Below are 14,716 nucleotides of genomic sequence, written 5' to 3' on the forward strand. Positions count from 1 at the left end.
TTCCCAGGTTTGCGGGTTGGTTTTTATTCGGCTTCGGCCGGTGCCTCGGCCGTTTCGGCCGGTGCCTCGGGGGTTTCTTCTGCGGGCGCCGCCGGGGCTTCCGCGACCGGAGCGGCGGGCTCCGGCTCGGCGGGCTTCTTTTCCTGCAGGGCGGCCAACAGGCGGGCCATCTGCGAGGTCGGGGCGGCGAACAGGCCGGCCGCCTTGGCGAGGTTGCCCTTCATGGCGCCGGCCAGCTTGGCCAGCAGCACCTCGCGCGACTCGAGGTCGGCGATGCGCTCGACCTCGGCGCCGGTCTGCGCGCGACCGTCCATGTAGCCGCCCTTGATGACCAGCGCCTTGTTGTCCTTGGCGAAGGTCTTGATGGCCTTGGCAGCGTCGACCGGCTCGCCGGTGACGAATGCGATCGCGGTCGGCCCGGCGAACAGCTCGTCGAGGCCTTCGACGCCCGCCTCGGACGCCGCCCGCTTGATCAGCGTGTTCTTGGCCACCGAGTAGGTGGCCGAGCCGCTGAGCGACCGGCGCAGCTCGGCCAGGTTCGCCACGGTCAACCCGCGGTACTCGGTGATCAGGGTCGCGGTCGCCTCCCTGAACTGCTCGGCGATGTCGGCAACGGCGGTGGCTTTGTCAGCCCTGGCCATGCGTACCTCCTGAAGTGAAAGCCATGCGACGTGTCGTCTGTGATCACCCGTGGAACGACGAACGCCCCGGCGCAGGATGCGGCCGGGGCGTGAACGCGCGCCGGCGCGGGCCGGCGCTGCTGCCTCGTCCTCCTGCGTGGGCCGCCGGGATGCTCCCGGACCTTCAACCGATTGCTCGGTGACCGACGGTCTTCGGTGGATCGGGCACCAGGATAGCCTGACCCGCCCCCGTCAGCCAAAACGGCGGCCGTCGTGCGGTCAGCGCAGGCCGGCCAGCCTGGCCGCGCCGACCAGGCCCGCCTCGCCGCCGAGTTCGGCGGACACCACCCGCAGGCCGGCCAGGAAGTCCAGCCGGGCGTACTCGGCCAGCTTCTCCCGCAGGGGGTCGAAGAGCAGGCCACCGGAGTTGGCGACGCCTCCCCCGATGACGACGAGATCCAGGTCGCAGACCGCGCCGACCGAGGCGATCATCGCCGCGAGCGCGGTGGCACCCCGGCGGAATGCCCGGCCCGCCAACGGATCCCCGGCCGCCGCCGCGGCGGCCAGGTCGCGGGCGCCGGCCGAGGGCGGGGCGGACCACCCGTTGGCCCGCGCCCAGCGCACCATGGACGGCCCGGACGCGATCGCCTCGACGCAGCCGCGCCCGCCGCACACGCAGGGCGGACCGCCGTCCTCCACCACCACGTGCCCGACGTGGCCGGCGTTGCCGGTGCGGCCGGTGTACGGGGTGCCGCCGAGCACCAGCCCGCCGCCCACCCCGGTGGACACCACCATGCCCAGCAGGAAGTCCGCGCCGCGGCCCGCGCCACGCCAGTGCTCGCCCAGCGCCATGCACAGGCCGTCGCCGCCGAGCCGCACGGGCACGCCCGGCACCGCGGCCGCGACGCGGTCGCGCAGCGGGAACCGTTGCCAGCCTTTGATGTTGACGGGGCTGACGGTTCCGGCGCGCAGGTCGATGGGGCCGGCCGACCCGATGCCCACCGCGGCGACCGCACCGCCGGCCGCGCGCAGCGCGTCGGCGATCGCCGCATGGAGAGCGGCCCACACCTCCTCGGCCGCGCCGCCGCCCGGCGTGGGCCGGACGACGGTGTGCACCAGCGCGCCGTCGGGGTCGGCGAGGCCGGCGGCGATCTTGGTGCCGCCGATGTCCAGGCAGAGGGTGAGCATCGCGATCAGTGCCGGTGGGTGTTGTCGGGTTGGCGGGGGTCGCCGGGATGCTCGTAGCCGGGAGCGAGCCGCACCAGCGCGGCCCGCCGCGCGTCCAGCCACACCCGGAAGGCGCGGCGGCGCGCGGCGCCGAGCAGATGGCCGGCGATCGCCGACCGCACGTCGTCCAGCTGCGGCGTGGCCGGCGGCGACCGCCAGCCGTGCGAATCGCGGCCCGGCGCGGCGAACCGCAACGGGTTGCGGGCGTGGTAGGAGGCCACCTCCTCGTCGGGGACCCGCACGGCGGCGGTGACGTCGGCGAACAGCGCCCGCGCGCGGGGGTCGGCCAGCACGGCGGCCGCGACGCTGCCGATCTCCAGCCGGGCCGTCGCGTCGGGCAGCAGCTCCTCCTCGCTCGGCGCGCCCCGCCCGCGCAGGCCGCGGGCCTCGACCTCGGCGGCGACGACCCGCTCGGTCACGATCAGCTGGGTCAGCCAGCGCCGCAGTTGACGCCCCTCGGCGGTGCCGACGGCCGGCAGTGCGGCCGCGCCCCGCCGGGCGCGCAGCCGCGTTTCGGCGGCGTCGACCTCGTCGACCGGGACCGCAACACCGGCGACCGTCGCGACCTCGCTCATGTCACGGTCACCCTGATCGCCGGGGTGTAGACCAGCCGGCCGGCGCAGCCGACCCGAACCAGGGCCCACCACCGGCCCGGCTCCAGCCAGGGCGGCGGGGTCACCGAAAAACGGAGGCGGGCGCTGCCGCGGGCGGGCAGGACCGCGCCCGCCGCGGCGGGGCCCAGCCACTCCCAGGTTCCCCACGGGCTGATCAGATGAGCCTCGAGCGCGAGATCCGCCCCGGCGCGGCTGCCGACCGTGACGGTCAGCGCCGCCGTGTCCCCGGCTGCCAACTCGACGTCGGCGGGGCCCTCGGCGAGGTAGATCAGTTCCCCCTCGTCGGTCGCGCCGACCTCGACGAGGCACACGTCCTCGACCGTCTGTCGCCACGCGGCCGGGGCCTCGTCGCCGGCGATGCGGAGCTGGGCCCTGACCGGGTAGCGCCCCGGGCGGGCGTGGGCGGGCACCGACACCGCCACGTCGGCCTCCCGGAAGTCGCCGCTGCGCAGCGTGAGGGGGAGTTCGTCGGGCTTGGCCGACCAGCCCTCCGGGCAGACCACGGTGACCGTGCCGGTCAGCGTGGCATCGCTGCAGTCGCTGACCGCGGTGAGCCGCAGCACGACCTCGCCGCCCGGCTCGGCGGGCGCCCGCACGGGATGCAGATGCGCGACGGCCGGCAGCCCGCCCAGCGGCGCGGGGCCCCGGTTGTGCAGCCAATAGCGCGCGTACAACGGCTGGGCGGTTTCCGCGTGCGGGGCCAGCGCGACCGACGCCGCCGGCGCGCGCGGGGTATCGAAACGGGCCAGCACGGTGGCGACCTGGTAGCCGTGCAGGTCGAGCGGGCGGCCGTCGCGCGCGGTTTCGAGCAGGTCGGCCGGGCGGATGTCGGCGAGTTCGCCGACGTCGGAGCCGATCACCACGTCGGCCCGCTCGCCCGTCGTCTCCACCAGGCGCAGCGCCACCGCGCTCGGATCGACCGGCCGGGCGCTGCCCGCCGTGAGCGGGTTGCCGGCCGCCTTCAGGGCGGCCAGCTGCACCCGGTCGGCGGGTTCGACGCGCAGCAGTGACCCGGCCGCGGGCGCCGCGCCGACCGCCCCGCCCGCGGGGACGGCGAGCAGCGGGTGGCCGAACTGCGCGCTGCGGCTCGGGATTTCGGCACGCCGCCAGTCACCGTCGCCGCAGACCAGCGCGTAATCGAAGGCGTGCGTCCAGTGCTGGAGTTGGAAGTTCGAGCCGTCCGGGGCGGTGCGGCGTGGCTCGTCGATCCAGGTGCCCGACGGCCAGCCGGTGCAGGAGCGCATCAACGCGGTGTGCAGCGTGCCCTCGGAGTCGACGGCGAAGCTGGGGACGCCGCGGTTGAGCAGGGCGACGGTGCGGTCGTCGAACTCGTCGGTGCCCGCCGGTGCCCGCTGGATGACGACGATTTCGGCGTCGCGGAGGTCGTCGGCCACCGCCGCGATCGCGGCCGCCAGGCCCGGCTCGTCGCGGCCGGCGATCACCAGCACCGGCAGCGCCGCCGGCGCGCGCAGGTCGGCGCCGGGCACCCACACCTTCGCCAACGGCGCCGCGGCCGGCACCCAGACCGCGGCCCGGCCCGCCGTCGCCAACTGGCGGTCGAGCTCCTCGGCGTACACCGGATCGGCCTGCGCCAGCGCCGTCTTGGTGAAGGCGTTGCGGGCCGGCCCGCCCAGCGCGATCCGCACGTCGGGCAGGTTCGAATCGACGTCGAGGTCGCCGTAGCGGGACTTGTCCGCGCCGCTGCAGGTGGCCGTCACCCCGGCGCGCACCAGGGCGACCATCAGCTCGCGCGCCAGCGGTCCCGACACCGCCTCGTCCGGCGTCACCACCTCGGCCACCGAGATCGCCCGCACGGCCTGGCCGTGCGGCGGGCCCACCCGAACGCGCGCCGCCGACGACAGGCCGAACCAGCCGTAGGCCGGGTTGTCCAGCGTCCAGAGGTGCTGCGCGGTGTCCACCGAGCGGGCGCCGTCATGCAACAGGGCGAAGCCCCGCCCCACGACGGCGTCGCCCACCTCGCTGACCGGCATGGCGCCGGGCACCGGGCAGGGCCAGCGCAGCCGCACCAGCCGGTCGGCCCCGGTGAACTCGTCGATGGTGGTGCGGCAGTCCACCCGCTCGACGCCGTGCCACAGGGTGATGGTCTGCGTGTAGCGCAGCAGCGCGCCGATCCGGCCGGTGACGACCAGCCGCTGCCCCAACGGGCCGCGGAAGGCCCGCGCCCGGGCCGGCGACTCCGACGAACACACCACCGGCCCCTTCGGCAGTAGGTGCCACGGGCCCTCGCCCTGCGTCGGGTGCGACGGGTATTCCTCGTAGACGGCCAGCTCGTTGCCCACCCGGCCGTCGGCGATCAGCTCCCGGCCGCCGTCGCTGAGGGAAACCACTCCCCCGCCACGCGCCGGGTCGACCTCGACGCGGTAGCGCTCGCCGGCGATCGCCGCGCCGGGCACCTCCTCCCAGCCGGCCGGGCCGTCGCCGGGAACGAGCCGGTAGGCCCGCCAGCCCAGCGACGGCACGTCGCGCGCCAGCCAGCTGACCGTCCGGCCCTCGTCGCCGACGTGGGCGGGCAGCTCGCTGCCGTCGGTGTCGAGCACCCGCACCCCGGCCCCGAGTGGCGTGTCCAGCCGCGCGGTGACGATGTCGGTGCGCTGCCGCGACAACGGGTTCCACACCACGACGTCGCCGCCGAGCGCGCGGGACAACAGCGCCAGCGCGGCGTCGCGGGTCGCGCGGCCCAACTCCCACGCGTCGCGCCAGCCGGTCAGCAGGTCGAGGTACACCTGGTCGGACTCCGACCCGGTGATGGCGTCGTGATGCGCCCCGTACGCCAGCTGCACCCACGCCTTGGCCAGGGCGGCCTGCGGGTACTCGGCGCCGGCCGTCAGCCCGGCGAACACGGCGAACCGCTCGGCTTCCAGGACGGCGTTCTCCGCGGCCCGGTTGGCTTGCTTGGTGTCGATGTAGGACACGTCCTTGCCGGTGTAGATCGGGTTCATGTCGCGGGTCTGCGGCGACGGGACGTGCCCGCGCTCGGCCAACTCGGCGCGCACGGCCGCGAAGAACTCCCGCGGCAGCGCGCACACGAAGCGCGGCCAGGCGTAGCGAGCCGCCCAGTCGCGGTGGATGGCGGTGACCCACTTGTTCGGCGGCGTGTAGTCGGTGCCGACCGGCAGCAGCACGTTGCGCGTCAGCGCGACCCGCTTGAGCCGACGGAACAGCGCGTAGGTGGCGTCCTCGGCTTCGGCCAGCGATGCCGACTCGTCCATCCCCCAGCCCGCCCCGTAGTGCGCGGGCATGTAGTGGGTCAGCAGTCCGCGGCCCGACGGCGCGATCCACTCGAACTCGCTGCAGAACTGCATGCGGTCGACGTCACCGCCCGGGCCCCACTGGTGGTGCGGACCCCGGGCCCACGAGCTCGACGTCAGCCCCGCGTCGGCGGCCATCCCGGGGAATTGCGGGTCGTGGCCGAACACGTCGAGCTGCCAGGCCGTGGCCGGGTCCGCGCCCAGGACATGACGCTGAAACCCCATGCCGTGCACCAGGTTTCGGATCGTGGTCTCCGGGCCGGTGAGGTTGGTGTTGGGTTCGTTGTAGGTGCCGCCCATCACCTCCACGCGGCCCTGCGCCAGGAAGCGGCGCAGGTCGGCGCGGTCCTCGGGGTGGGTGTCCCAATACGGCTTGAGGTAGTCGACCTCGGCCAGCACGAACTTGTACTCCGGCTCGCGGCGGGCCATCTCCAGGTGCGCGTGGACCAGCTCGAAGCTGTTGGTCTGCCGGCCCGGCGGGTCGGAGACCCACTCGCTGGTGTACGCGCCCTGGGTGTTCCACCACACCGGGTCGTAGTGGAAGTGACTGACCATGAACATCGTCCAGCCGGGCTCGGCCACGACGAACTCGAACGGCTGCCGGGCGCCGGCGGCCAGTGCCCGCGTCGCCCGCCGCTGCCCGACGACCGGGCGGTCCACCCGGACCGGGACCTCGACGACCTCGTCGCCGGCAACGGCCACCGCCTCCCCGCTCACGCCGTCCCCGTCGATGCGGATCGGCGTCGGCTCGGTCACCGCGGAGACGGTCACCCGCGCCAGCTGCACCGGAGCGTCCGGCGGCCCGACGAACAGCTCGGTCGAGTGGGCCGAAACCAGCTGCATCCCCGCACTTTACGGCCTGCCGGCCATCTACGATCGGCTAATGCCCGCCCTCGCCCCGCCGGTCTCCGACGAACGCAGCGCCCTGCGCGAGTACCTGGCGTTCCACCAGAGCGCCTACTTCTCGGTCAGCTACGGCCTCACCGATGAACAGGCCCGGTCCACCCCCTCGGTCAGCGCGCTGTCGATCGGCGGGCTTATCAAGCACGTCACCGCGATGCAGCGCAGCTGGATGGGACGCGTCGCCGCCGCGCCGGGCGCGCCGCCGAAAGACCCGCGACCGTTCGAGCAGATCGCGCAGGAGTTCGCCGACCAGCACGTGATGCGGCCGGACGAGACGCTGGACGGGTTGCTGCGGGCCTTCGAAGAACAGAACGCGGAATCGCTGCGGTTGGTGGAGACCGCGGACCTCGACGCCGCGGTGCCGGTGCCGAAGGACATCCCCTGGTTCCCGAAGAACCAGGAGGCCTGGTCGGTGCGCTGGGTGATCCTGCACGTCATCAACGAGCTGGCCCGGCACGCCGGGCACGCCGACATCGTCCGCGAATCCATCGACGGCGCCACCATGTACGAGTTGATCGCGGCGCTGGAGGGCTGGGCGATCGAGGGCTGGGTGCAACCCTGGGCGAAACCCTGATCGCGGGCCCGCACCGAACGTGCACTCAGGGCGAAATTCGGGCCGGTTTTTCGCCATGAATGCACGCTCGGCGCTCCGCAGTTTCCGGTGAGCGCCGTCACAGCGAATTGGGCCTCGACACCGCCGATTTGGCAGACTGCTGGAATGAGCTCTACCAAACATCGAGACGTGGCCAGGCTTGACCGGGTGCCGCTGCCGATCGAAGCGGCCCGGGTGGCCGTCACCGGTTGGCAGGTCACCCGCACCGCCGCGCGCGTCGTCACCAAGCTGCCGGGCAAGGGTCCGTGGCAGCAGAAGGTGATCAAGCAGCTCCCCCAGACCTTCGCCGACCTCGGCCCGACGTACGTGAAATTCGGGCAGATCATCGCCTCCAGCCCGGGGGCGTTCGGCGAATCGCTGTCTCGCGAGTTCCGCGGCCTGCTCGACCGGGTGCCGCCCGCCGACACCGACGAGGTGCACAAGCTGCTCGTCGAGGAGCTCGGCGGCGACCCCGCCGAGCTGTTCGCCAAGTGGGAGGAGGAGCCGTTCGCGTCGGCGTCCATCGCCCAGGTGCATTACGCGACGCTGCACACGGGGGAAGAGGTCGTCGTCAAGATCCAGCGCCCGGGCATCCGCCGCCGCGTCGCGGCCGACCTGCAGATCCTCAAGCGCTTCGCCCAGGCCGTCGAGCTGGCCAAGCTGGGCCGCCGGCTCTCCGCGCAGGACGTGGTCGCCGACTTCTCCGACAACCTGGCCGAGGAGCTGAACTTCCGCCTCGAGGCGCAGTCGATGGAGGCGTGGGTATCACACCTGCACGCCTCGCCGCTGGGCCGCAACATCCGGGTGCCGCAGGTGTTCTGGGACTTCACCAGCGACCGGGTGCTGACGATGGAGCGGGTGCAGGGCATCCGCATCGACGACGTCGCCGCCGTCCGCAAGGCCGGGTTCGACGGGACCGAGCTGGTCAAGGCGCTGCTGTTCTCGCTCTTCGAGGGCGGGCTGCGGCACGGCCTGTTCCACGGGGACCTGCACGCGGGCAACCTCTACGTCGACGACGAGGGCCGCATCGTGTTCTTCGACTTCGGGATCATGGGCCGCATCGATCCCCGCACCCGCTGGCTGCTGCGCGAGCTGGTCTACGCGCTGCTGGTGAAGAAGGACCACGCCGCGGCGGGCAAGATCGTGGTGCTGATGGGCGCCGTCGGCACCATGAAGCCCGAGGCCCAGGCCGCCAAGGACCTGGAGCGCTTCGCCACCCCGCTGACCATGCAGACGCTGGGCGACATGTCCTACGCCGACATCGGGCGGCAGCTGTCGGCCCTGGCCGACGCCTACGACGTGAAGCTGCCCCGCGAGCTGGTGCTGATCGGCAAGCAGTTCCTCTACGTCGAGCGATACATGAAGCTGCTGGCGCCGAAGTGGCAGATGATGTCCGACCCGCAGCTGACCGGCTACTTCGCGAACTTCATGGTCGAGGTGAGCCGCGAGCACCAGTCAGAAGAGGTCTGATGGAGGTCCGCACCGGGCACGCCACCTCGGACGGCGAGGTGAAGCTGTACTACGAGGACATGGGCGACATCGACCACCCGCCCGTGCTGCTGATCATGGGGCTGGGCGCCCAGCTGGTGCTGTGGCGAACCGCCTTCTGCGAGCGGCTGGTCGACCACGGGCTGCGCGTGATCCGGTACGACAACCGCGACGTCGGCCTGTCGAGTAAGACCCGGCACCGCGGTTCGGGCCAGCCGCTGGTGACGCGGTTGGCCCGCTCCTGGCTGGGGCTGCCGAGCGACGCGCCGTACAAGCTCGAGGACATGGCCGACGACGCCGCGGCCGTCCTGGATCACCTGGGGATCGAGCACGCACACATCGTGGGTGCGTCGATGGGCGGCATGATCGCCCAGATCTTCGCCGCACGATTCCGCGAGCGGACCAAGACCCTGGGCGTCATCTTCTCCAGCAACAATTCGGCCTGCCTGCCGCCGCCCGGCCCCCGCCAGTTGCTCGCGCTGATCAAGGGCCCGGCGCCGGACTCGCCACGCGACGTGATCGTCGACAACGCGATCCGGGTCAGCAAGATCATCGGCAGCCAGCGCTACCTGGCGCCCGAGGAGCAGCTGCGGGCCGAGGCCATCGAGAGCTACGAACGCAGCTACTACCCGTGGGGTGTCGCCCGGCACTTCGACGCCGTGCTGGGCAGCGGCAGCCTGAAGCACTACAACCGGCGCACCGCCGCACCGACCGTGGTGATCCACGGCCGGGCCGACAAGCTGATGCGCCCCTTCGGGGGCCGCGCGGTGGCCAGGGCCATCGACGGCGCTCGATTGGTGTTATTCGACGGGATGGGACATGATCTGCCACAGCAGTTGTGGGATCAGGTGATCGGCGTGCTGACGAGCAACTTCGCCAAGGCGAGCTGAGCCAAAATCACTCGAACGAAACGCTTCCCCTACGATCTCAGTCCGAGTCGCCGGGTTGTACGGTTGTCAAAGGAGGTGGGTCCACCAATGGCCAAGCTGAAGCCGTATTACGAAGAGTCGCAGGCAACCTACGACATTTCAGACGACTTCTTCGCGCTGTTTCTCGACCCCAACATGGTGTACACCTGCGCGTACTACAAAAACGACGACATGACGCTGGAAGAGGCGCAGCTGGCCAAGCTCGACCTGGGGCTGGACAAGCTGAAGCTCGAGCCGGGAATGACGGTGCTCGACGTCGGTTGTGGCTGGGGCGGGGCCGTGGTCCGCGCGGTCGAGAAGTACGACGTCAACGTCATCGGCATCACGCTCAGCCGCAACCATTACGCCCGCACCAAGGAAAGGCTGGCCGCGATCGGAACGACGCGGCGGGCCGAGGCCCGGCTGCAGGGCTGGGAAGAATTCGACGAGCAGGTCGACCGGATCATGAGCTTCGAGGCCTTCGACGCCTTCAAAAAGGAACGCTGGCCCGCCTTCTGGGATTGGGCGTACAAGACGCTGCCCGATAACAGCCGGATGATGATGCACAGCATCTTCACCTATCCGCAGTCGTCGTGGAAGGATCGCGGCATTCAAATCACGATGTCGGATCTGCGTTTCTTCCATTTCCTGGGAAAGGAAATCTTCCCCGGCGGCCAGATGTGCGGCGAGACCGATATCGTCGACCTCGCGCAAGCCAGCGGTTTCTCGATCGAGCAGGTCCAATACCTGCAGCCGCATTACGCCCGGACGCTGGACACCTGGGCCGCCAATCTGGAGGCCAACCGCGAACAGGCCATCGCCATCCAGTCCGTCGAGGTCTACGACCGCTTCATGCGCTACCTGACCGGCTGCGCGGACCTGTTCCGCAAGGGCATCTCGAACGTCGCCCAATACACGCTCACCAAGTAGCGGCCGGCGCGCAAAAACTCCGGCGCACGCGCGCGCCGCTGCGCCGTTTCGGGTCCCCGGCGAGTACCGTCCCCGAGTGGGCGGCCACCCCATCGGTGCCCGTCCCCTGGGGAGGACATATGTCTGACAACCCGGCCGGCGCTGCGCGTGCGCGATCCAACTCGGACGACGTGCGGGCGCACTACGACCTCTCGAACGAATTCTTCGCGCTCTTCCAGGATCCGACCCGGACATATAGCTGCGCGTACTTCCCCCGCGCGGACATGACCCTTCAGGAAGCGCAGCTGGCCAAGCTCGACCTGACCCTGGACAAGCTCGGGCTCCAGCCGGGGATGACCCTGCTCGACGTCGGCTGCGGCTGGGGTTCGGCGCTCAAACGCGCCGTGGAGCGCTACGACGTCAACGTCGTCGGGTTGACCCTGTCCAGGAACCAGCACGCATTCTGCCAGCAGATGCTCGACGGGATCGACACCCACCGGTCGCGGCGGGTACTGCTGTGCGACTGGTCCGAGTTCAGCGAACCGGTGGACCGCATCGTCACCATCGAGGCGTTGGAGCACTTCGGCTTTCACCGCTACGACGACTTCTTCAAGTTCGCCTACACCTCGCTGCCCGGCGACGGCGTGATGCTGCTGCACTCGATCACCGGGTTGCACGGAAAGCAGGTCATCGAGCGCGGCCTGCCGCTGACGATCGAGGTCGCCAAGTTCATCAGGTTCATCGTGACCGACATCTTCCCGGGCGGCCGCCTGCCGATGATCGAAACCATCGAGCAGCACGCGGCGAAGGTCGGCTTCGGGGTCACCCGCGTGCAGTCGCTACGGGCCGACTTCGCCAGGACCCTCGATCTGTGGGCTGAGGCCCTGCGAGCGCGCAGGGAGGAGGCCGTCGAGATCCAGCCCGAGGAGGTGTACGAGCGCTACATGCGGTACCTGACGGGCTGTGCCAGGGCTTTCCGTACGGGCTACATCGACTGCAACCAATTCACGCTGCAAAAGTAAGGTTGGGTATCGTTGCACGTCACACCCGAGGCAAGTGCGCGGGAAATACGCAGTGAACTTCATCCAGGAGAACAAGACTAATGGCTGATCAACCGGCTAGCCCGACGAAGATTCGGACGGCTCCCGAGGACATCCAGGCGCACTACGACGTCTCCGACGACTTCTTCGCCCTGTTCCAGGACCCGACGCGGACCTACAGCTGCGCCTACTTCGCGCGCGACGACATGACGCTGGAAGAGGCGCAATACGCCAAGATCGACCTGAACCTGGACCAGCTGGACCTCAAGCCGGGCATGACCCTGCTGGACATCGGCTGCGGCTGGGGCACCACCATGAAGCGCGCCGTCGAGCGGTTCGACGTCAACGTCATCGGTCTGACGCTGTCCAAGAACCAGCACGCCCGCTGCGAGCAGGTGTTGGCGTCGATCGACAGCGACCGTTCGCGCCAGGTCCGGCTGCAGAACTGGGAGGACTTCAACGAGCCCGTCGACCGCATCGTGTCGATCGAGGCCTTCGAGCACTTCGGGCACGAGAACTACGACGACTTCTTCAAGCGGACGTTCGACATCATGCCCGAGGACGGCCGGATGACCGTGCAGAGCAGTGTCAGCTTCCACCCGTACGAACTGGCCGCCCGCGGCAAGAAGCTGACCTTCGAGACGGCGCGGTTCATCAAGTTCATCATCACCGAGATCTTCCCGGGTGGCCGGCTGCCGTCCACCCAAATGATGGTCGACCACGGCGAGAAGGCGGGCTTCGTTGTGCCCGAACCGCTTTCGCTGCGTCCGCACTACATCAAGACGCTGCACATCTGGGGTGACAACCTCGAGGCGAACAAGGACAAGGCCATCGAGGTGACCTCCGAAGAGGTCTACAACCGCTACATCAAGTACCTGCGCGGGTGCGAGCACTACTTCACCGACGAGGCGCTCGACGTCAGCCTGGTGACGTACCTGAAGCCGGGAGCCGTCAGCTGATTTCACCGCCCCTGTCGGATTAGGGCTGCGTCGTTCGTCGGATAGGTAGAGAGTGGAGCACGGGGCTTCGCTCGCTATCTGGAGGTGACGAGACATGCAGTACTTCGCCTTGTTGATCAGCAGGGAACAGGACCGCGCGCCCGAAGGCCCGGACGCGATGGCCGCCTGGGGGAATTTCCACGCCAAGGCCGGCGCGGCGATCAAATCCGGGGACGCCCTGGCGCCCGCCGCCGCGGCGGCGGTCGTCACCGGGGGCCCGGACGCGCCGGTGGTCACCGACGGCCCCTTCGCCGAATCGGCCGAGGTGGCCTGCGGCTTCTACCTGTTCGAGGCCGAAAATCTCGACGAGGCGCTGGGGTTGGCGCGCGACGTCCCGCTCGCCACGTTCGGCGCGGTGGAGGTGTGGCCCACGGTGCACTCGGTCGAGCTGTCCCGCGGGCTCACCGGCAACGACTGGCTCGCGCTGCTGCTGGAGCCGGCCGAATCCGCGCACACCCCGGGCACACCGGAGTGGGAGGCGGTGGCGGCGAAGCACGCCGACCTCCACGCGGCCGCGGGTGATCACATCATCGGCGGCGCCGCGTTGCACGATCGGTCCACGGCGACGACCGTGCGGGTGCGCGACGGCGAGGTTTTGATCACCGACGGTCCCTACGTGGAGGGCGCCGAAATCGCCACCGGGATCTACCTGTTGAGTGCCGCGGACCGCGAAGAGGCCGTCAAGCTGGCGTCGATGATCCCCGCCTCGACGGTGCAGGTGCGGCAGCTGGCTGGGCTCTCGGGGCTCTGAGCGACGCCGGTGTCCGACCTGGACGGCGTCTTTCGTCGGGAATGGGGGCCCGCCGTCGCCGCGCTCGCGCGGTGGTCCGGCGACCTCACCGTCGCGGAGGACGCCGTCCAGGAAGCCTGCGCCGAGGCGCTTCGCAGCTGGGGCCGCGACGGTCCGCCGGACAATCCCGGCGGCTGGCTGGTGACCGTCGCCCGCAACCGGGCGCGCGATCGCCTGCGTCGCGAAACCATCCGCCCCGGAAAGGAATTGGCGGCCGTGATCGACGAAATCCGGGCGCGCACCGATCACACCGACCCGTCTCCGGTGCGCGACGACGAACTGCGGATGATGTTCACCTGCGCGCACCCCGCCCTGGACCGCCAGTCGCAGCTGGCGCTAACCCTGCGGCTGGTGTCGGGGTTGACCGTCACCGAGATCGCCCGCGCGCTGTTGCAGACCGACGCGGCGATCGGCCAGCGGATCACGCGCGCCAAGAGCAAGATTCGGCACGCGAACATCCCGCTGCGGGTGCCGCCGGCCGAGCTGCTGGGTGAGCGCACCCCGCACGTGCTGGGTTGCGTGTATTCGGTGTTCACCGAGGGGTATTGGTCGACGGCCGGCCCGTCGGCGATCCGCGACGAACTGTGCGACGAGGGGATCCGGCTGGCTGGCGAGTTGTGCGCGCTGATGCCGCAGGAGCCCGAGACCCACGCGCTGGCCGCCCTGATGCTGCTGCACGATTCGCGGCGAGCCACGCGGGTGGGCGACACCGGGATGCTGGTGCCGCTCGAGGAGCAGGACCGCCGCCGGTGGGACCGCGGCCGCATCGCCCGCGGCCTGGATCGGCTCCGCCTGGCCGAGGGATCGACCGGCCCCTACCTCCCGCAGGCGGTGATCGCCGCGGTGCACGCGACGGCGCCGTCCTGGGAGAAGACGGACTGGGTCACCATCTGCGCGGCCTACGACCGGTTGGTGCGGCTGACCGATTCACCGGTCGTGCGCGCCAACCGCGCCCTGGCGGTCGGATTCCGCGACGGCCCGGACGCCGGCCTGGCCGCCCTGGACGAGGTGGCGCACGACGCCCGGTTAAGCCGCTCCAACCTGGTCGCGACGGTGCGCGCCGACCTGCTGCGGCGCGCCGGCAGGCCGGCCGATGCCGTCACCTGAAGAAGATCACCGTGTCGACGACCACGGGCCCGGGCATCCCGGTGGACCCGTCGGTCACCCGGAACTTCGCCGAGGCCTGAGTCGCGGGGCGGCTACCCGCCGCACTCGGCGATGCGCCGCCGCAGGAATTCGCGGCCCGGCTCGGAACCGTTGACCGCCAACGCTTCTCGGTACCAGGTGACGGCATCGGCCGGCCTGCCGGCGCGCCGCAGCAGGTCGGCGCGCACCGTCGCGACCAGGTTGGAGCGGCT

Annotated in this window: 12 protein-coding genes and 2 pseudogenes; 9 read left to right on the top strand and 5 right to left on the bottom strand. The window is 70.9% G+C overall.

Features of this window, described 5'->3' with window-relative positions; all coding sequences use genetic code 11:
- Window positions 1-23 precede the first annotated feature (23 nt).
- From rplJ to A5704_RS22635, 4 genes are all read right to left on the bottom strand, one after another.
- A complete protein-coding gene (gene rplJ / locus A5704_RS22620; protein WP_067891167.1) occupies window positions 24-641 on the bottom strand; it encodes a 50S ribosomal protein L10 in 618 nt (205 codons plus the stop codon).
- 258 nt (window positions 642-899) lie between these two features.
- Window positions 900-1,808 carry an ROK family protein gene (locus A5704_RS22625; protein WP_067891171.1) on the bottom strand — a complete coding sequence of 303 codons (909 nt, stop codon included), beginning with the start codon at window positions 1,806-1,808 and terminating at the stop codon, window positions 900-902.
- Between the two features lie 5 nt (window positions 1,809-1,813).
- A complete protein-coding gene (locus tag A5704_RS22630) occupies window positions 1,814-2,422 on the bottom strand; it encodes a malonyl CoA-ACP transacylase (protein WP_067780510.1) in 609 nt (202 codons plus the stop codon).
- Entirely contained in the window at window positions 2,419-6,573 is a 4,155-nt protein-coding gene (locus A5704_RS22635) for an NEW3 domain-containing protein (protein ID WP_067891174.1), read from the bottom strand. Before A5704_RS22635 ends, A5704_RS22630 begins: the two co-directional genes overlap by 4 nt.
- A gap of 40 nt (window positions 6,574-6,613) precedes the next feature.
- Here A5704_RS22635 and A5704_RS22640 point away from each other — a divergent pair, with 40 nt between their 5' ends.
- The 9 genes and pseudogenes from A5704_RS22640 to A5704_RS28530 all read left to right on the top strand — a co-directional run.
- Window positions 6,614-7,207, top strand: a complete 594-nt coding sequence (locus tag A5704_RS22640; RefSeq protein WP_067757446.1) for a DinB family protein — start codon at window positions 6,614-6,616, stop codon at window positions 7,205-7,207.
- Between the two features lie 144 nt (window positions 7,208-7,351).
- Entirely contained in the window at window positions 7,352-8,695 is a 1,344-nt protein-coding gene (locus tag A5704_RS22645) for an AarF/ABC1/UbiB kinase family protein (protein ID WP_067891177.1), read from the top strand.
- Window positions 8,695-9,603, top strand: coding sequence for an alpha/beta fold hydrolase (locus tag A5704_RS22650; protein WP_067757439.1), 909 nt, complete (start codon window positions 8,695-8,697; stop codon window positions 9,601-9,603). The genes A5704_RS22645 and A5704_RS22650 overlap by 1 nt, the downstream gene beginning before the upstream one ends.
- Before the next feature lie 87 nt (window positions 9,604-9,690).
- Window positions 9,691-10,551 (top strand): cyclopropane mycolic acid synthase family methyltransferase, encoded by an 861-nt coding sequence (locus A5704_RS22655; RefSeq protein WP_067757436.1) that lies wholly within the window; start codon window positions 9,691-9,693, stop codon window positions 10,549-10,551.
- Window positions 10,552-10,670: 119 nt separating this feature from the next.
- A complete protein-coding gene (locus A5704_RS22660) occupies window positions 10,671-11,552 on the top strand; it encodes a cyclopropane mycolic acid synthase family methyltransferase (protein WP_067891180.1) in 882 nt (293 codons plus the stop codon).
- A gap of 80 nt (window positions 11,553-11,632) precedes the next feature.
- Window positions 11,633-12,529, top strand: a complete 897-nt coding sequence (gene mmaA4, locus A5704_RS22665) for a hydroxymycolate synthase MmaA4 (protein ID WP_067757433.1) — start codon at window positions 11,633-11,635, stop codon at window positions 12,527-12,529.
- A 94-nt stretch (window positions 12,530-12,623) separates the two neighbouring features.
- Window positions 12,624-13,319, top strand: a complete 696-nt coding sequence (locus A5704_RS22670) for a YciI family protein (protein ID WP_067891183.1) — start codon at window positions 12,624-12,626, stop codon at window positions 13,317-13,319.
- 9 nt (window positions 13,320-13,328) lie between these two features.
- Window positions 13,329-14,459 (top strand): annotated as a pseudogene (locus tag A5704_RS22675) (RNA polymerase sigma factor); the annotation flags it as partial.
- Window positions 14,456-14,545: pseudogene (locus tag A5704_RS28530) on the top strand (50S ribosomal protein L1); the annotation flags it as partial. The pseudogenes A5704_RS22675 and A5704_RS28530, both read left to right, overlap by 4 nt.
- Window positions 14,546-14,557: 12 nt before the next feature.
- On the opposite strand, the gene A5704_RS28535 reads toward A5704_RS28530, so the two are convergent.
- Window positions 14,558-14,716 (bottom strand): tetratricopeptide repeat protein (locus tag A5704_RS28535; RefSeq protein ID WP_369827124.1); only part of this gene is annotated, 159 nt, incomplete at its 5' end.

The organism is Mycobacterium sp. E735 (assembly GCF_001666955.1).
GTDB lineage: Bacteria > Actinomycetota > Actinomycetes > Mycobacteriales > Mycobacteriaceae > Mycobacterium.

Coding starts and splice junctions, on each gene's coding strand:
- rplJ (WP_067891167.1), bottom strand. CDS start 641: ATGGCCAGGGCTGACAAAGCCACCGCCGTTGCCGACATCGCCGAGCAG.
- A5704_RS22625 (WP_067891171.1), bottom strand. CDS start 1,808: ATGCTCACCCTCTGCCTGGACATCGGCGGCACCAAGATCGCCGCCGGC.
- A5704_RS22630 (WP_067780510.1), bottom strand. CDS start 2,422: ATGAGCGAGGTCGCGACGGTCGCCGGTGTTGCGGTCCCGGTCGACGAG.
- A5704_RS22635 (WP_067891174.1), bottom strand. CDS start 6,573: ATGCAGCTGGTTTCGGCCCACTCGACCGAGCTGTTCGTCGGGCCGCCG.
- A5704_RS22640 (WP_067757446.1), top strand. CDS start 6,614: ATGCCCGCCCTCGCCCCGCCGGTCTCCGACGAACGCAGCGCCCTGCGC.
- A5704_RS22645 (WP_067891177.1), top strand. CDS start 7,352: ATGAGCTCTACCAAACATCGAGACGTGGCCAGGCTTGACCGGGTGCCG.
- A5704_RS22650 (WP_067757439.1), top strand. CDS start 8,695: ATGGAGGTCCGCACCGGGCACGCCACCTCGGACGGCGAGGTGAAGCTG.
- A5704_RS22655 (WP_067757436.1), top strand. CDS start 9,691: ATGGCCAAGCTGAAGCCGTATTACGAAGAGTCGCAGGCAACCTACGAC.
- A5704_RS22660 (WP_067891180.1), top strand. CDS start 10,671: ATGTCTGACAACCCGGCCGGCGCTGCGCGTGCGCGATCCAACTCGGAC.
- mmaA4 (WP_067757433.1), top strand. CDS start 11,633: ATGGCTGATCAACCGGCTAGCCCGACGAAGATTCGGACGGCTCCCGAG.
- A5704_RS22670 (WP_067891183.1), top strand. CDS start 12,624: ATGCAGTACTTCGCCTTGTTGATCAGCAGGGAACAGGACCGCGCGCCC.